A 16,006-nucleotide genomic window follows, 5' to 3' on the forward strand; every position below is an offset into this window, starting at 1 on the left:
AAATGTTGCAACTGCGGGGTGCCGCAACGGGATTAGGCTGGTTTCTGCCCATTGCCTGCGCCAGCCAAACCGCGCTACCCATAGAGCAGCCTTGCCTGATGCCGCCAATTACGGAGCTTTCCCATAGAGCGCTCTCTGTTCCGCTTCATCTGGAAATACTCGAAACGCGACCAGCTGGTGCTGCTTGTCGTGACCGCGTGCCTGTTTCCGTTGCTCTACCTGACGCTTGAGCTGCCAAAACGGATCATCAACGACGCGATTGGTGCCGAAAGCTCGACCATCACGGTGCTGGGCCAGAGTTTTGATCAGCTTACATTCCTCTGGATTCTCTGCGGTGCCTTTCTGGTATCGGTGCTGTGCCACGGTTTGCTGAAGATGCGGATCAACACCATGAAGGGGGTGCTGGCGGAACGGATGCTGCGCCGCTTCAGGTATCAGCTGATCGCCCGTGTCTTGCGCTTCCCGCAGCCTTATTTCGAGCGCGTAAGCCAAGGTGAGCTGGTGTCGATGGTCACGTCAGAGTCTGAGCCGATGGGCGGGCTGATGGGGGACGCTGTCAGTCAACCGGTGCTGCAAGCCGGGCAGATGCTGACCATCCTGTTTTTTCTGTTCTTGCAGAACTTCTGGTTCGGAATGGCGGCAATTGCATTGATACCGCTGCAGGGATGGCTGATTCCGATGCTGCAGAGGCAGATCAACCTCCTGAACAAGAAACGCATCAAACAGGTGCGGTCGCTGGCTACCGAAATCGGTGAAAGCGCGGCCGGTGCTTCGACACTCAGGATAAACGGCGGCTGGCGATACAGGATGGCGATCATCACGGCCCGGCTCGGGCGGCTTTACGATATCCGCTTCCAGATCTACCAGAAAAAATTCTTTATGAAGTTTCTCAATAACTTCATTACCCAGCTGACCCCGTTCTTCTTCTACGCGGTCGGCGGTTACCTGGTTTTGCAGGGCAAGGTTTCGCTCGGGGCGCTGGTTGCCGCGCTGGCCGCGTACAAGGATCTTGCTTCCCCGTGGAAGGAGCTTCTGGCCTATTACAACCAGACCCAGGACATGAGCTTGCGCTGGGACGTGATCCTGGAACGCTTTGCCCCGCAGGGCATGGTGAACGAAGAGCTGCTCACGGGAGAGCCAGACGAACTGCAGCACCTGTCCGGAGATGTGGTGCTTGATTCCGTCACCGTGCGCGACACTGATGGCAACCTGGTGCTGGAGGAATTGAGTGCGACTTTCCCTGCCGGTCAGGTGGTCGGGATCGCGGCTCCGTCCGAAGAAGACCGCAGAGCGCTGGCAGAACTTCTGACGCGGGAAATTCTGCCGACCTCTGGAACTGTGACCGTGGCAGAGAAGGATCTGAGCGGGCTGCATCAGGCTGTGGTGGCAGCTCGCATAGGCTATGCCACGTCGCGGCCGGTTCTGTTTCAGGGGTCCTTTGGCGACAATGTGATGATGCCGATGCGGATGCGCCCCCAGGGCGAGCCGCGAAACCAGCAGGAACTGGAGATTGCCATCCAGGCGGGGAACAGCCCGGATCCATTCGATGCGCCTTGGCTGGATCCCAAGCTGGCCGGGTTTTCCAGCGAGGCAGAACTGAGGGGTTGGTGGCTGAAAGTAGTGGAGGGCATCGGCTCGGATACAGCCCTGTTCCGGCGCGGCATTGAGCAGCGGTTTGAAGAAGCTGCACACACGGAACTGGCACAGCAGCTGGTCAGGTTGCGCCCATCGGTTCGTGAGGCGATCGAAAGCGCCGGGCTGGACGTGCATGTGCATTTCCTGGACCCAGAGAGCTACAATCCGGCCCTGCCTGTTGCTGAAAACCTGCTGTTCGCGGCCTCTCACGAGCAACTGACCGGTGAAATGCTGCATCAGCAAAGAGATTTTCTGGATCAGCTGAAGCAGCTGGGCCTTGATGAAAGCCTGGTCGCATTGACCCGCGACGTAGTTGAAATGCTGCGGCAGATCTTCGGCGTGGACGGAACCGGCCACCCGCTTTTCCGAAAGCTTGGTCTGGATGTTGCTGCTTATGAGACCGCGCTGACGCTGGTCGACCGTTCCGGCTCTGCTGAGGCATCTTCGCTTAGCCGGGAAGAGCTGGCGCAGCTGCTGATTGTGCCTTTCACCATCTCAGCTGAACAGATCGGGCCGGCGTTTGAAGATAATATGAAGGAGCGAATCCTCGGTTTCCGCCGCAGTCACGGAGACGGCCTGCTGAAGTCCTTGGGCACAGGCTTTGTGCCCTTTCAGCAGAACGCAATTACACCCAGTCTCACGGTTCTTGAGAATGCGCTGTTCGGTAAGATCTCCGATGCAGCCGGCGCCAAGGGCGACGAAGTGCGGAAACTGGTTTCGGACCTGATGGTTCGTGAAGGTTTGCGTGATCAGGTGGTGGAGCTGATCTTCGACATGCCTATAGCCGTTGGTGGGCAAGGGTTGGCAGCCAGTTTTGCAGAACCTCTTGCCTTCTGCCGAGCTACGATCAAGCGCCCCGACATCCTGATCCTAGACTCCGCGATGGCGAGTTATGATCTGGAAACCCGCGTTGCAGTGCACAAGAACCTGCGCAAGCTTCTGCCAGGCACGACGCTGATCTATCTGGCCCCCGGGTTTCAGAGCCCGGACGTCTTTGATGTCTATTTTGAGTTGCGCCAAGGCAGGCTGGTCAGTGATGAGGCTCAGGCCGAGGCTGCCGAAGACGGCGCGGCCAGCCAGGACCTGGCGCGCAAGCTTCGTGCTCTCGAACAGACAGAGCTTTTCTCCGGCTTGAACCGCCGGCAGTTGCGCCTCTTGGCTTTTGGTGCGCGCTGGTACGATGCCAAGGCGGGCGAAGTGGTTTTCCTCAAGGACGATGAGGCCTCAGACGGTGCTTACATGATTCTGTCGGGGGAGGCGGATCTTCTGCTGCCGCAGGAAGGGAGTGAAGACCGGTTGATTGCGCAAGTCGGGCCAGGCCGGCTGGTCGGGGAACTGGGACTGATCCGCCAGGAACCGCGTGCACTCAGCATGGTTGCTGCCAGCGATTTGCGGTGCCTGCGGATCGGTGAAGAGGAGTTCCTAGCAGTTGTCGAAAACGACGCTTCGACGGCCTTCAAGCTTCTGCAGGTGGTGGCTGGTTATGTGTCCAACTGATCCGGTGACCTTACGGGAGAAAGTGAAATGAAACTGCTTCGATACCGCTTGGGCTCAGAGGTGCTCCCGGGTCTGTTGGACAGTTCGGGTGCGATCCGGGACTTGTCCGCCCATGTGCCGGATATTGCAGGAGAGGCTCTAAGCGAAAGCGCGCTGGCCCGGTTGGCCGCCCTGGACCCCATGACTTTGCCCCTGGTGGCGGGAAAACCAGACCTCGCCCCCTGTGTCGGACAGCCTGGAAAGTTTCTCGGCATCGGCTTGAACTACACTGATCATGCCGAAGAAATGGGGATGGCTCTTCCAGAGCACCCGATCCTGTTCCTCAAGGCAACATCGTCGATATGCGGGCCGGACGATGACGTTGTCCTGCCCCGCGGCTCTGTCGCAACTGACTGGGAGGTTGAGCTGGGCGTGGTAATCGGCACCAAGGCGAAATACGTGACCGAGGCTGAAGCGCTCGACCATGTCGCAGGTTATTGCGTGATCAACGACGTGTCGGAAAGAGACTTTCAGACCAAACTGACAGGGCAATGGACCAAGGGTAAAAGCTGCGACACTTTCGGGCCGGCCGGGCCTTGGCTTGTGACAAGGGATGAAGTGCCGGATCCGCAAAACCTTTGGCTGACCTGTGATGTGAATGGCACTCGGCGGCAGACGGGCAATACCAGTAGAATGGTGTTTTCAGTTGCGCAGATCATTTCACATCTGAGCCAGCTGATGACGCTGTACCCCGGTGACGTGATTGCAACCGGAACCCCGCCGGGGGTCGGAATGGGGGCCAAGCCTGAACCGGTTTATCTAGAGGCCGGCGATGTGATGCGCCTGGAAATTGAAGGTCTTGGGGTGCAGACACAGGAAGTCAGGGCAGAAGACGTATAGCCAAGTGTGCGGCTGTTCCCGCCCGCTTCCTTGCGGCAGAAACGTCAAAGGCGGACAGCCTCTGCCGGCGGTAATAGTGTGGTGCAAACCAGGCCCTCATGATGGAACTGTTCTTCAATCCCCTGTCCTGCAGGGCGTCAGTACGACAGGGGCGGGGGCTCTCACCCGCCATCGCAGAACTGTTTGTGCAATAGAGCAATTATCTCTTCCGTGTTGCCGTTGTTCAGAGAATAGAACACGGCTTTGCCATCGCGCCGGGCTACCACGAGCCCATCCTCCCGCAGCCGGGCCAGCATTTGGCTCACCGCTGCTTGGCGCAGGTCCAAAAGTTTTTCCAGTTCGCTGACTGATTTTTCCCCGGCGCTCAGATGGCAAAGGATCATAAGCCTGCCTTCATGCGCGAGAGTTTTCAGGAAAGCTGTTGCGGCTGCAGCACTTTGCTGCATGGTGGCTTCCGGCGGGTTGCCGTCACTCTTTGACGGTGGCACTGCTTCATTTCCTGCTGTTTTCTCACAACTTGCCTTCCAATGGCGACGGGGTCATCCGGCAGTTGAGTTTTACTCCGGTATCGGCGGAGAGCCACCGGTGAAGGGCCGGCCATGAGCGTAGTCGCGCCTGCAAAAGCCAAATCCAATGTGAACGGCAAAGTGGCCATTGGCAGGTGGCGAATAAACGCACACAGTGCGGCCGAGGATTTCTAAGACCTTCCTCGCACCAACTCAGTGTGCTGTACTGCTCCGGTCGAAAACGATGACGTTTCGCTTGGCGCTTCCTGACTTGGTGTCAGCGATGGCCTCGTTGATCTGCTCCAGAGACCAGCGCCCTGAGATCAGCTCATCCAGCTTCAGGCGCCCCTGCTGATACAAATCCACGATCCAGGGAATGTCCCGCTGGATCACGGTGTCGCCCATTTTGGAGCCGGTCAGACCCTGGCCTAGGGCAGCCAGAACAACTGGTTCGTATGCGGCCTTTGCACCCGAATGCGGCATGCCAATCAGGACAGCCTTGCCTCCGCGTGCCAAATAGCGCAGCGCCTGATCATAGGCAGGAATGGCGCCAACTGTAACCAGGACAGCATCAGCGCCGCGTCCGCCAAGTGCCTCCTGGGCGGCTTTCCAGGGTTTCGCATCAGTTGCGAGAACCCCGTGGGTGGCGCCAAACACCTTGGCGATCTCCAGTTTCTCTGGGCTCATGTCAATGGCGACGATGCGGCGGGCGCCAGCAATCCGGGACCCCTGAATGGCATTGAGGCCTATACCGCCCGCGCCGATGACCACCACGTCCTGGCCTGCACGCAGCCGGGCCGCGTTGACTGCCGCCCCCACACCGGTGATCACCCCGCACGAGATCAGCGCCGCCGCGTCCTTGCCGATTTCTGCGGGGATCTTCACGATCTGACGCTGGTCCACCACCACTTTCTCGGCAAAGGCGCCGCAAGCCATCGCTTGGTCCAGCGGTTCGCCGCTGGCCGTCTTCAACGGACCGTTGACTGTGTCATAGGGCGTTTCGCAAATCACCGGCCTGCCGCTCGCGCATGACGGGCAGGTGCCGCAGCTGCGGATCAATGTGACCACTACGGAATCGCCAGCGCTGAAACCTTGCACGCCTGTGCCGACCCCGGTGATCACCCCGGCGGCCTCGTGGCCGTAAACCGCAGGCAGATGCCCGCCCCAGGCGCCTTCGGCAAAGGAAATGTCGCTGTGGCAGATTGCAACCGCGTCCAGCGTGACCTCGACTTCACCCGTGCCGGGCGGCGCCAGCTGCACGTCCTCGATGACCAGCGGGGTGCCGAATTCATGGCAGACAGCGGCTTTGATGGTTTGCATGATTGTTCTCCCCGTTTGCAGTCAGGGTGACGCGCCGGGGTTTTTGCATCAAGCGGGAATGCGCAGGGCGGGACGCGTTGTAACGTCACGGAAGTCGCCCTGCACGCTGCCAGACGCGACCCTGTCAGGGATTGCGCAGGCTGTCCGTTTTCTTGCTGAACTGAAGGGCCTCCCATGGCGCATGGCCCATCTGCCTGGCGAGGTCGAACAAGGCATCCGTATCCAGATCCGGATAGTCCCGCGCCACTAAATCCCGCAGCGGGGTTTGCGAGGCCTGAGCCTCCTGGCACAAGGTTTTGACGGCCGCCTGGGCATCGGGCCGCGGCATTTGCGCAGCCAGGGCAAAACTCAGCGCTTCGGCGTGAATCAGGCCCAGCCCGGCCGACACCGCAGCCGCCATGGCCTCAGTGCGCGGCGAAATGCCCGCGCACAGCTCCTTGCCTGTTTTCGCGGCTGCTGCCGCACCCAGAACGATCTGCGGCAGGCACATCCATTCGGTGAACCAGGCCGCCCCATCACGCTGATGCTGCTGCAGTGAGGCGCCCTGAAGGACAGAGAACAAGCCGCTGCCCTGCCGGGCCAGCGCCGCCAGCACCGAGGGAGACACCGGGTTCTGCTTTTGCGGCATGGTGGAAGAGGCGCCGGCTCCGCCGAGCGAAATCTCTTGGACCCCGCTTTGCGCCAGTGCAGTGCAGTCTTCGCCGATTTTGCCGAAGGCAAGGCTCACGCGGAGCAGCCAGTCCGCGATGCGCAGCACCGGTGTACGATCTGTGTGCCAGCTGCGCCCCGGATCCTGCAAGGCCAGCCCACTTGCCATGGCGGCGCGTACCTCTGCGGCCTGCGGTCCCAGCGCGCTGGATGTGCCCGCCGCACCGGACAGCGACACCATCAGGCAGGATTTCCGCAATCCGGGCAGCTCTTTCAGCAGGTTCAGCAGCGGGGTGCCCCAAGCCGCGGCCACTGCGCCGAAGCTGGTAGGGGTTGCGTGCTGGCCGTAGGTGCGGGCGGCCATCGGCAGCTCTGCATGCGCCTTGGCGAGTTCGCCAAGCGATAGGATTGCGGCCTTCACGTCCGCCTCGACCAGCGCCAGCGCCTGACGCAGCCGGAGCATAAGCGCGCTGTCCATGATGTCCTGCGAGGTAGCCCCCCAATGCACATACTGAGCATGTTCGGGCGCCTTCATTTCCTCGCGGAAGGCCGCCACCAGCCCCGGAACCGGAACACCGTTCTGCTCCGCGGGCCGTTTCAGAACACCCGGGTCGACAGCTATCTCGACCACAGCACGCCCGATCGCGGCGGCACTATCCTGCGGGATCACACCTGCTTCGCCTTGCGCCTTGGCCAGCGCGCCCTCCACCAGCAGCATGGCGCGCACTTCGGCGCTGTCCGAGAACAGGCGGCTGGCCTCGCCGCTGCTGAATAGGCCGCCATAAATTTGGCTGTCAAAGACAGAACCTGCCATCAGAAGTCCTTTGCAATCTGCCCCATCAGCTCTGCCAGACCTTCCGGGTCGGCGAAGAAGGGCGAATGGGATGTGTTCATATCATGTGCCCGCCCTGGCGGCAGGCGGGCCGCCATCTGAGCCTGGTATTCCGGCGGAATGACCCGGTCTTCGGTGCAGCGGATGTAGGCCTTGGGAACGCCCTCGAACCGTTCGCTCAGATGGACCGGCGTGTCCTGCGGCAGGATTGGCTGTGCACAGAGGTTTTCCATGGCAAAGCGCACCGCTTCGGCCGGGCAGTCGTGATAGAACAGGTCCGGCGTGGTCTCCGGTGCTAGGCTGTAGGCAGTGCCTGCCTCGTTCTTCCGGGTTGCGCCTTCCAGGGTCTGCCGGGGCCCTGCCTTGCGCATGCCGATAAGGGACATGCCGCTGACCGGCAGATAGGCGCAAACGTAGATCAGCCCGCGCAATCGCTCTGGATGCGCCTCTGCGGCTGCAGAAATGGGAAAACCGCCCCAGGAATGCCCGACGATCAAGGTGTCTGCGGTGGAAGCCGCGGCAACTGCTTCCGCAGTTTCGGCCAGTGTGACCGCCGCAGGATCACGCCCGTCGGCATGGCCGGGCAGGCTGATGGTGCGGACCGAGTGGCCGCGGGCCTCCAGCGCCGGGATCACATCGCGCCAGCACCATGGACCGTGGCAGGAACCGTGAACAAGAAGAAATTCAGCCAATGTGCCCGGTCTCCCTCAGGAAGTCCGTCACCCGTTCTGCGTATTCCTCCGGCTGCTCGACACAGGGAATGTGGCCTGCACGCCGGATCAGATGGAACTGGCTGCCGGGGATCAGGTCCACCGTCTCGCGCACCAGGTCAGGCGGGGTGGAGCCGTCCTCGGACCCCGCAATGCCCAGGCAAGGCAGCCGCAGCCCGCTGGTGGGCGTATAGAAATCGGTGCCCGCAATTGCCGCGCAGCAGCCTGCGTAACCATCGCGCGACTGCTGCACCAGCATGTTGCGCCAAAGCTGCAGCTCCGGCGTGGTGCGGAAGCCGCGGGCAAACCAGCGCTCCATCACCGCGTCAGCCAGTGCCTCAATGCCGTCGCTTTGAACGGTCCTGACCCGCTCTTTCCACATCTCGGCGGTGCCGATCTTGGCGGCGGTGTTCGACAGCACCAGCGCGCGGACTTGGTCCAACCGCTTAACCGCCAGCCCCTGCGCGATCATGCCGCCGATCGACAGGCCCACGAACATGCAGTCGCGTACCTCCAGATGGTCCAGCAGCCGCTCCGCATCCCGCACCAGCGCGCCCATCGAATAGGGGGCAGGCGGGCAAGAGGACAGCCCGTGACCGCGTTTGTCATAGCGGATGATGCGCAGGCCTGCGGGAAGCCTTTCCACCACGGCATCCCAAACCCTCAGGTCGGTGCCAAGCGAATTTGCAAAGACAATTGGTGCGCCGCCTGGGTCACCGTCAACGCGGTAGTGAAGCTGGACATCGCCCAGGTCTGCGATCTGCATTGGTACCTCTTTTCTGCTCCGCTGCAGTCTACCTGCGCCAGGGCAGGGAGGTAAAGCAATCGGCTTAACTCAACTGTGCAGTTCCATATGCGCCATGATCTGCCCATGGTCCGAGGCCAGCTTGTTGTAAGGCGCCTCCGGGTGGCTTCCATCGGTCAAATGGTCGTTGAATACGCTGTAATAGTGCATCTTGCCCACTGCTTCATGCCAATCCGGGTCGAAATGGCGGGACATGTAGATCTGGTCGATGCTCTCATGCACACCGCCAAAGGCCGTGGTGTAGACCACATCTCGCAAGGATTTTCTCAGGAACATTTTTTCAGCTGAACGCAGCCGCACCCGGTCGATGGCCTCGCGGATTTGCGTGTCCTCGGCCTCGCTGTAGCGGTCGCCCGGGTGCTGTGCATCATGGCGCAGCATCCAGGCGTAGTTCCTGAACGGCACCTCACCGGAGATGATCTCGCTGCTGACCGCATGTTCGCCGTCGTTGAAATCTCCCAGCACCATCACAGGGCGGCCCTGTTCCAGCTCATCCAGCACCGCACGGCGCAGCACCCATGCTTCGCCCATTCGCCTGAGCGCTGCGCGCAAGGCCCCCATCGCGCGGCCTGCCGCGTCATAAGCCGTCAGTACGGTCTCGGGCGGGTAGGGGGCGCCTTGGGGTTTGATGTATTCACCCAGTTTCGACTTAAGATGACAGTTAAAGACGCTGATCACCTGATCGCCAACAGGCACCCGCACCTTAAGGATCGGGCGGGACAGGCGGCGCAGGGTATAGAACCCCGCGTCTTCCTCCTCGCCCAGGCAGGCCATCGGAATATCCAGTGGCTGCGCGAGATCCTGGATCACCTCTGGCTCGCCCTCGAAACCAAAACGCGACAGCACCGCCAGTCCGGGCCGCCGTTTGCCCGGTTCGCCCGTGTCATTGAGGTTCGGGGCAAAGGCCAATTCCGCTTCGGAGTAAGAGCCATAAGCCAGCTTCCGGAAAATTGCCTTGCGGTGATAGCGTTTGGTTGTGTCCGGAATACTGGCCGCATTCGCCTCTTCCCCGCGGCGGTCCGTCTCCGCAATCACCTGCCGCAGCGGCGCTTCCTCAAAAACTTCCTGAAACCCGACGATGTCGGCATTCAGCGTCAGCAGCTGGTCGGCCATCCAATCGGCCTTCCAAGCGTATTCTTCCGGCGTATAGCTTTGAAAGCGGTAATATTCCCGCTCCGGGCCGATCAGGTTTTTGACGTTGAACGAGGCGATGGTGAAACGTGTCATGACGTGTCCCCCTGGCTGCCGCGCGGACAATCACGCGGCCAGGCCTCAAGCATAGCGCGAGAGGGCCTCCCGGAACAGCTCTGCATCCACATTGCCGCCGGTCGCAACTGCAATCACAGTATCGCCTTCGATTTGATCCGCGTGGAACAGGGCCGCCGCCAAGGAAGCCGCGCCTCCGGGTTCCAGCACGATCTTCAGGCGCAGGAAAGCAAGCGCCATGGCCTGCAGCGCTTCGTCCTCAGTGACCACAATTCCCGGCCCGCACAGGCGGCTGAGGATGGGGAAAGTGATCTCGCCTGGTTGCGGCGTAAGGATCGCGTCGCAAATTGAGCCGGACAAACTGGGGTTCTGCCGGATTTCACCTGCCGCCAGCGACCGGGTCACATCGTCGAACCCCTCCGGTTCCACCGGACGCACGCGCAGTCCTGGTGCGCGGGCTTCCAATGCCAGGGTAATGCCGGATGACAGCCCGCCGCCGCCGCAGTTGACCAGCACATCCGCTTTGGCGATGCCCGCAGTTGTTGCTTGCTCTGCAATTTCCAGCCCGCAGGTGCCCTGGCCGGCAATCACCAGCGGTTCGTCATAGGGCTTGATCAGCGTCAGCCCGCGCTCCTCGGCGTATTTTGCGCCCACTGCCTCGCGGCTTTCACCGCCCGCACGGTCATACAGTACCACTTCGGCACCCAGATCACGGGTGTTTTGGATTTTAAGTTGCGGCGCATCTGCCGGCATCACGATCACCGCAGGCGCGCTGTGCGCCTTGGCCGCAGCCGCCACGCCCTGCGCGTGGTTGCCGCTGGAAAATGCAATCACCCCGCGCTTGCGGTCTTGTTCCGGCAGCGCCGAAACCGCCGACCAGCCGCCGCGGAACTTGAAGGACCCGGTGTGCTGCAGGCATTCCGCCTTCACCAGCAGGTGCCGTCCGGCAATCTCGTCCAGGAACGGCGAGGAAAGCAGCGGGGTTATGCGGGCATGGCCCTTCAGCCGTTCCGCCGCGGCTTCGATCATTGCAATTGAGGTCATTCGATTTGATCCAGAACTGATTGAATAAGGGCGAGCGCTTCCGGTTCGTCCAGAAAGGGCACATGGCCCCGGTTGGCAACTTCGACTGCTTGCAGGGCCGTCAGTCGGCGCTGCATCTTCCCGAAGGTCTCAGCGCTCAGGATATCGGAGTTCGCACCGCGGATTATGCCGCAGGGCAGGCCGTCCAGTGCCAGGAAAAGCGGCCACAGGTCCGGCGGAGGGCCTGCCTTGGCCTGCGCCAGCAGCGAGTCGCGCAGACGCGAGTCATAGCGCAGGGAAAGACCGTCTGGGGATTGATCGTAGAACGTTTCAACCTCTTCGCGCCATCTGCTTGCCGGGACGTCCGGAAAAGCAGGTGCCATTAGTGTTTCCAGCGTTTCGGCTGCTTGGTCCCATGTCTTAGCTGCCGGGCGCCGTCCTACATATTCCATGATCCGGGCAATGCCTCCGGGCGGAATTTCCGGGCCGACGTCATTCAAAGTAACCGCCGACAGCCTGTCTTTGGCCATTGCCGCCAGCATCATTGCCACCAGCCCGCCGCGCGAGGTGCCGAGGATGGCAACCTGGGGCAGTCTCAGGTGATCCAACAGCTCCAGCACATCCTGCGCCTCGCGCAGAACGTTGTAGTTCATGCAGTCAGGGTCATGATCCGACTGCCCGCGCCCGCGCGCGTCCAGGGTAATCATCCGGTAGCGCGCGGCATGCGGTGCAAAATAGCGGAAGTCCTGGCTGTCGCGGGTAAGGCCCGCCAAACAGAGCAGAGGCAAACCCTTTCCGGTGTCGGTGAAGTACAGTCGCAGCCCATCGGTTGTTTCGAAGAATGGCATGAAGGAACTCAGCCCTTTGCGAGGTCAGGAATCGTGGTCAAATCTGCCATGATGTGCGCAGGTTTCCAGGGCAGCCGGTCCACGGGGTCTCCCGCCCTGTTTACCCAGGCAGTCACGAAACCATAGCCCGAGGCCCCAGCCGCGTCCCAGCCATTGGAAGAGACGAACAGCACCTCGTTTCTGGCGCAGCCAAACCTCTGCCCGACCAGATCGTAAACCCGGGCGTCCGGCTTGAAGATGCCAACGCTTTCCACTGACAGCACATCGTCGAGCACCCCGCCCAGCCCGGCTGATTGCACCGCTCCATCCAGCATCGCCGGAGATCCGTTCGACAGGATCGCGGTGTTCATGCCCGCATCTTTCAGCGCTTGCAGCATCGCGGGCACTTCCGGATAGGCCTGCAGTTCCCAGTACAGATCCAGCAGCCTCTGGCGCAGCGCCGTATCTCCGCGCAGCCCGGCGGCTTCCATCGCCCAATCGAGCCCGTCCTGGGTCACGTCCCAGAAATCTGCATGAGCATTGGTGATGGCGCGCAGCCAGGTGTACTGCAGCTGTTTCTGCCGCCAGTGATTGGCCAGATCCGCCCAGTTGTCCTGAAGGTGCGGAAACTCAGCTTCACCGGCAGCCTGCCGTGCCGCCGCGGCGACATCGAACAGGGTTCCGTAGGCATCAAAAATACACGTGGTGATTGGCATGGTTTTCTCCCCTGCGGCGAGCCTTGCATGATGTGGCAGGAGGGGCAAAGCAGGAAATTGTACCCATACGGGTTTACATCACGTCCGCGGGCGCTAGGCTGCGCCCCTTTATCAACCCGCAACCGATTGGAGATCTCATGACCGGGGTAAAGAACGGCGACACCGTGCGCATCCACTATACTGGCAAGCTGACGGACGGCACCGTTTTCGACAGTTCCGAAGGGCGCGACCCGCTGGAGTTCACCGTGGGCGCGGGCCATGTGATTGCAGGCATGGATGCAGGTCTTGAAGGCATGAACGCCGGTGACAAGAAGACACTCGAAATCCCATGCACCGAAGCTTACGGGCCGATCAACCCTGCTGCGCGCCAGGAAATCCCGCGTGAGGGCATCCCGGCAGACATTCCGCTGGACCTTGGTACTCAATTGCAGATGCAAAGCCCCGATGGCCAGGTGCTGCCGGTGACGGTGGTGGAAGTCAGCGACGACACCGTAACGCTGGATGCCAACCACTTCCTGGCGGGCAAGGACCTGGTGTTCGATATTGAGCTGGTTTCGGTGAACTGAACCTGGGTCGTCCTTCAAGGCAGCGTTCTTACACTCAAAGGCGGGCTGCTGGATGACCAGAGAACGGACGGTGGCTGTAAAAGCTGGCTGGCACTGAAAAAACAAAGGCGCCCTTACGGGCGCCTTTTCTATTGGTCACGCGGATAGGAGTTTCAAAGGTGATCCGGCTGCGGCATTCCCAGGATGTGGAACCCGCCATCGACCCGGATGATCTCGCCGGTGGTGCAGGCGCCGGCATCCGATGCCAGGTAAACAGCCGTACCGCCGACTGCTTCCAGCGTCGCGTTGTCACGCAGCGGTGCGTTCTGGGCGGTGTGCTTGAAGGTCTTGCGGGCACCGCCGATGGCAGCCCCGGCCAGGGTCTTCATCGGGCCAGGAGAGATCGCGTTCACACGGATGCCTTCCGGGCCCAGGTCGTTGGCCAGGTAGCGGGTCGCCGATTCCAGCGCTGCCTTGGCCACTCCCATCACGTTGTAGTTCGGCACCACCTGGTTCGAACCCTGGTAGGTCAGGGTCAACAGGGTGCCGCCGTTGTCCTTCATCAGCGGGTAGGTGCGGCGCGCCACCTCGATGAAGGAATAGGCGGAAATATCCAGCGAGTTCTTGAAGTTCGCCCGGCTCGTATCCAGGAAACGGCCGGTCAGTTCGTTCTTGTCCGAATAGGCAATTGCATGGACCACGAAGTCGATCGCGGGCCAGCGGCCTGCCAGCTGCTCAAACGCCGCGTCCAGCGAGGCATCGTCAGTCACATCCACATCGACCATGAAGTCAGAGCCGACGCTCTGCGCCAGTGGCTCCAGCCGTTTGCCAAAGGCTTCGCCCTGGTAGGTGAAGGCCAGCTCGGCCCCAGCCTCCGCCATGGCCTTTGCAATGCCCCAGGCGATGGAACGGTCATTGGCCACGCCCATAATCAGGCCGCGTTTGCCTGTCAGCAGTCCCGCCATCGTCTTTTATCCTTTGTACTTGCTTAGAACCATCGAACCGTTGGTGCCGCCAAAGCCGAAGCTGTTAGTCATCACCGAGTCGAGGCCGGCGTTTTCCACCAGGCTGGTGGCAATCTCGCCCGGCTGGATGCCTTCGGCGAGGGTGTCGACATTGATCGACGGCGTAATGAAATCGTTGTCCAGCATCAGGAGGCAGAAGATCGCCTCCAACGCACCGGCCGCACCCTGGGCGTGACCGGTCATCGACTTGGTCGAAGAGATCGGCGGCACTCTGCCCTCGCCAAAGACACGGCGGGCGGCTTCGACTTCGCCAACATCGCCAACCGGAGTCGAGGTGCCGTGCGCGTTGATGTAATCCACCTTGCGGCCTTCCGGCAGGGTCGACAGCGCCAGGCGCATCGCCCGCTCGCCGCCTTCGCCGGACGGCGCCACCATGTCGTGGCCGTCAGAGGTTGCCGCAAAGCCAGTCACCTCAGCATAGATCTTGGCGCCGCGGGCCAGTGCATGCTCCAGGTCTTCCAGAACCACAATGCCGCCGCCGCCGGAGATCACAAACCCGTCGCGGTCCTGATCAAAGGCGCGGGAGGCTTTTTCCGGGTCGTCGTTTTTCTTTGAGGACATCGCACCCATGGCGTCGAACAGGCAACTGAGTGTCCAGTCCAGTTCCTCGCCGCCGCCGGCAAACATCACGTCCTGCTTGCCCATCATGATCTGTTCAGCGGCATTGCCGATGCAGTGCAAGGAGGTCGAGCAGGCCGAGGTGATCGAATAGTTGATGCCCTTGATCTTGAACGCGGTCGCCAGGTTGGCGGAGATGGTCGAGGACATGCACTTCGGCACTGCAAACGGACCGATCCGCTTGGTTGCGCCGGACTTCAGCACGGTCTGATGCGCGGTCAGCATGGCAGAGGTCGACGGGCCGCCGGAGCCAGCCACCAGGCCAGTGCGCTCGTTGACCACCTGATCTTCGGACAAGCCCGCATCGGCAATCGCCTGGCTCATCGCAATATGCGCGTAGGCCGCACCGGGGCCCATGAACCGCAGGGTGCGCTTGTCCACATGCTCAGCCACGTCAATCTTCAGTGTGCCGGCCACCTGGCTGCGGAAGCCGTGCTCAGCCATTTCCGAGCTGGCAACGATGCCGGATTTTCCGGCCTTCAAAGAAGCGGTGACCTCTTCGGCATTGTTCCCGATGGAGGAGACAATCCCCAAACCGGTGACGACGACGCGGCGCATGTGCGTACTCCTGTTTCTGTGACTTATGTCCTGCCAGAAAGCGTATCAGCTTTCGGACAGGGCCACTTTCATATCTTTGACCTGATAGATCACTTCGCCGTCCGCTTCGACGATGCCGTCGGCGACACCCATGGTCAGGCGGCGGGTTTGCACGGCCTTGGTGAAGTTCACACGGTAGGTCAGCATCTTGCGGTCCGGACGGACCATGCCGGTAAGCTTCACTTCGCCTACACCCAGCGCATAGCCGCGGCCCTGCCAGCCGCGCCAGCCCAGGTTGAAGCCGGTCAGCTGCCACAGGCCATCCAGGCCCAGGCAGCCGGGCATGATCGGGTTGCCGGGGAAGTGGCAGTCAAAGAACCACAGGTTCGGGGTGATGTCGAATTCGGCAATCACATGGCCCTTGCCGTGCTCGCCGCCGTCACCGGAAATCTCGGTGATGCGGTCCATCATCAGCATCGGCGGCGCCGGCAATTGGGCGTTGCCGGGACCGAACAGCTCTCCCCGCGCGCATTTCAGCAAATCGTCCTTGTCAAAGCTGCTGGGGTAATCGGCCATTCGGGCGCATCTCCTGCCTGAGGTTCGTGTATATATATCTGGATCCCTGTAACACCCGGCCAAAGGGTCCTGCAAGGGTACCCCGCGTCACTTCCTGCACA

General features: G+C 61.4%; 15 protein-coding genes. 3 read left to right on the forward strand and 12 right to left on the reverse strand.

The genetic code is table 11. The annotated features are described in order from the left end of the window. Nucleotides 1–174 precede the first annotated feature (174 nt). Entirely contained in the window at nt 175–3,132 is a 2,958-nt protein-coding gene (locus A9D60_RS00890) for an ABC transporter transmembrane domain-containing protein (protein WP_065265854.1), read from the forward strand. Nucleotides 3,133–3,159: 27 nt separating this feature from the next. Then, nucleotides 3,160–4,011, forward strand: coding sequence for a fumarylacetoacetate hydrolase family protein (locus tag A9D60_RS00895; protein WP_065265855.1), 852 nt, complete (start codon nt 3,160–3,162; stop codon nt 4,009–4,011). 161 nt (nt 4,012–4,172) lie between these two features. Here the strand turns inward: A9D60_RS00895 and A9D60_RS00900 are convergent, their stop codons facing one another. The 9 genes from A9D60_RS00900 to A9D60_RS00940 all read right to left on the reverse strand — a co-directional run bounded on the left by A9D60_RS00900 (nt 4,173) and on the right by A9D60_RS00940 (nt 12,604). Next, a complete protein-coding gene (locus tag A9D60_RS00900; RefSeq protein WP_065265856.1) occupies nt 4,173–4,457 on the reverse strand; it encodes an ArsR/SmtB family transcription factor in 285 nt (94 codons plus the stop codon). Nucleotides 4,458–4,730: 273 nt separating this feature from the next. Further along, a complete protein-coding gene (locus A9D60_RS00905; RefSeq protein ID WP_065265857.1) occupies nt 4,731–5,837 on the reverse strand; it encodes a Zn-dependent alcohol dehydrogenase in 1,107 nt (368 codons plus the stop codon). 124 nt (nt 5,838–5,961) lie between these two features. Beyond that, on the reverse strand, nt 5,962–7,299 hold the full coding sequence (locus A9D60_RS00910) for a class-II fumarase/aspartase family protein (RefSeq protein WP_065265858.1): 1,338 nt from the start codon (nt 7,297–7,299) through the stop codon (nt 5,962–5,964). Further along, nucleotides 7,299–8,009 carry an alpha/beta fold hydrolase gene (locus tag A9D60_RS00915; protein WP_065265859.1) on the reverse strand — a complete coding sequence of 237 codons (711 nt, stop codon included), beginning with the start codon at nt 8,007–8,009 and terminating at the stop codon, nt 7,299–7,301. Before A9D60_RS00915 ends, A9D60_RS00910 begins: the two co-directional genes overlap by 1 nt. Beyond that, nucleotides 8,002–8,793 carry a 3-oxoadipate enol-lactonase gene (pcaD, locus tag A9D60_RS00920; RefSeq protein ID WP_065265860.1) on the reverse strand — a complete coding sequence of 264 codons (792 nt, stop codon included), beginning with the start codon at nt 8,791–8,793 and terminating at the stop codon, nt 8,002–8,004. The genes A9D60_RS00915 and pcaD overlap by 8 nt, the downstream gene beginning before the upstream one ends. A gap of 69 nt (nt 8,794–8,862) precedes the next feature. Next, nucleotides 8,863–10,059: an endonuclease/exonuclease/phosphatase family protein gene (locus tag A9D60_RS00925; protein WP_065265861.1), complete on the reverse strand. Its 1,197-nt coding sequence runs from the start codon at nt 10,057–10,059 to the stop codon at nt 8,863–8,865. A 45-nt stretch (nt 10,060–10,104) separates the two neighbouring features. Then, nucleotides 10,105–11,082, reverse strand: a complete 978-nt coding sequence (locus tag A9D60_RS00930) for a threonine ammonia-lyase (RefSeq protein WP_065265862.1) — start codon at nt 11,080–11,082, stop codon at nt 10,105–10,107. Beyond that, nucleotides 11,079–11,909: an alpha/beta fold hydrolase gene (locus A9D60_RS00935; RefSeq protein WP_065265863.1), complete on the reverse strand. Its 831-nt coding sequence runs from the start codon at nt 11,907–11,909 to the stop codon at nt 11,079–11,081. The genes A9D60_RS00930 and A9D60_RS00935 overlap by 4 nt, the downstream gene beginning before the upstream one ends. Nucleotides 11,910–11,917: 8 nt before the next feature. Next, entirely contained in the window at nt 11,918–12,604 is a 687-nt protein-coding gene (locus tag A9D60_RS00940; RefSeq protein WP_065265864.1) for a haloacid dehalogenase type II, read from the reverse strand. A 137-nt stretch (nt 12,605–12,741) separates the two neighbouring features. Between A9D60_RS00940 and A9D60_RS00945 the strand changes: the two genes are divergently transcribed. After that, nucleotides 12,742–13,170 (forward strand): FKBP-type peptidyl-prolyl cis-trans isomerase, encoded by a 429-nt coding sequence (locus A9D60_RS00945; RefSeq protein ID WP_065265865.1) that lies wholly within the window; start codon nt 12,742–12,744, stop codon nt 13,168–13,170. Nucleotides 13,171–13,322: 152 nt separating this feature from the next. Here the strand turns inward: A9D60_RS00945 and A9D60_RS00950 are convergent, their stop codons facing one another. Genes A9D60_RS00950 through fabA form a run of 3 tightly spaced genes read right to left on the reverse strand, consistent with a single transcriptional unit; the run spans nt 13,323 to nt 15,905 of the window. Further along, nucleotides 13,323–14,114, reverse strand: coding sequence for an enoyl-ACP reductase FabI (locus tag A9D60_RS00950; protein WP_065265866.1), 792 nt, complete (start codon nt 14,112–14,114; stop codon nt 13,323–13,325). 6 nt (nt 14,115–14,120) lie between these two features. Then, nucleotides 14,121–15,350: a beta-ketoacyl-ACP synthase I gene (gene fabB / locus A9D60_RS00955; RefSeq protein ID WP_065265867.1), complete on the reverse strand. Its 1,230-nt coding sequence runs from the start codon at nt 15,348–15,350 to the stop codon at nt 14,121–14,123. A 45-nt stretch (nt 15,351–15,395) separates the two neighbouring features. Next, complete coding sequence (fabA, locus tag A9D60_RS00960) at nt 15,396–15,905, reverse strand: bifunctional 3-hydroxydecanoyl-ACP dehydratase/trans-2-decenoyl-ACP isomerase (RefSeq protein WP_065265868.1); 510 nt, start codon at nt 15,903–15,905, stop codon at nt 15,396–15,398. Nucleotides 15,906–16,006: the final 101 nt, after the last annotated feature.

The sequence above is a fragment of the Leisingera sp. JC1 genome (assembly GCF_001679925.1).
Taxonomy (GTDB): Bacteria; Pseudomonadota; Alphaproteobacteria; order Rhodobacterales; family Rhodobacteraceae; genus Leisingera.

Bases quoted from the DNA above. Each gene is read 5' to 3' on its own strand.
- A9D60_RS00900 (WP_065265856.1), bottom strand. From the start codon at position 4,457: ATGCAGCAAAGTGCTGCAGCCGCAACAGCTTTCCTGAAAACTCTCGCG.
- A9D60_RS00905 (WP_065265857.1), bottom strand. From the start codon at position 5,837: ATGCAAACCATCAAAGCCGCTGTCTGCCATGAATTCGGCACCCCGCTG.
- A9D60_RS00895 (WP_065265855.1), top strand. From the start codon at position 3,160: ATGAAACTGCTTCGATACCGCTTGGGCTCAGAGGTGCTCCCGGGTCTG.
- A9D60_RS00925 (WP_065265861.1), bottom strand. From the start codon at position 10,059: ATGACACGTTTCACCATCGCCTCGTTCAACGTCAAAAACCTGATCGGC.
- A9D60_RS00950 (WP_065265866.1), bottom strand. From the start codon at position 14,114: ATGGCGGGACTGCTGACAGGCAAACGCGGCCTGATTATGGGCGTGGCC.
- A9D60_RS00940 (WP_065265864.1), bottom strand. From the start codon at position 12,604: ATGCCAATCACCACGTGTATTTTTGATGCCTACGGAACCCTGTTCGAT.
- A9D60_RS00930 (WP_065265862.1), bottom strand. From the start codon at position 11,082: ATGACCTCAATTGCAATGATCGAAGCCGCGGCGGAACGGCTGAAGGGC.
- A9D60_RS00935 (WP_065265863.1), bottom strand. From the start codon at position 11,909: ATGCCATTCTTCGAAACAACCGATGGGCTGCGACTGTACTTCACCGAC.
- fabA (WP_065265868.1), bottom strand. From the start codon at position 15,905: ATGGCCGATTACCCCAGCAGCTTTGACAAGGACGATTTGCTGAAATGC.
- pcaD (WP_065265860.1), bottom strand. From the start codon at position 8,793: ATGCAGATCGCAGACCTGGGCGATGTCCAGCTTCACTACCGCGTTGAC.
- A9D60_RS00945 (WP_065265865.1), top strand. From the start codon at position 12,742: ATGACCGGGGTAAAGAACGGCGACACCGTGCGCATCCACTATACTGGC.
- A9D60_RS00910 (WP_065265858.1), bottom strand. From the start codon at position 7,299: ATGGCAGGTTCTGTCTTTGACAGCCAAATTTATGGCGGCCTATTCAGC.
- fabB (WP_065265867.1), bottom strand. From the start codon at position 15,350: ATGCGCCGCGTCGTCGTCACCGGTTTGGGGATTGTCTCCTCCATCGGG.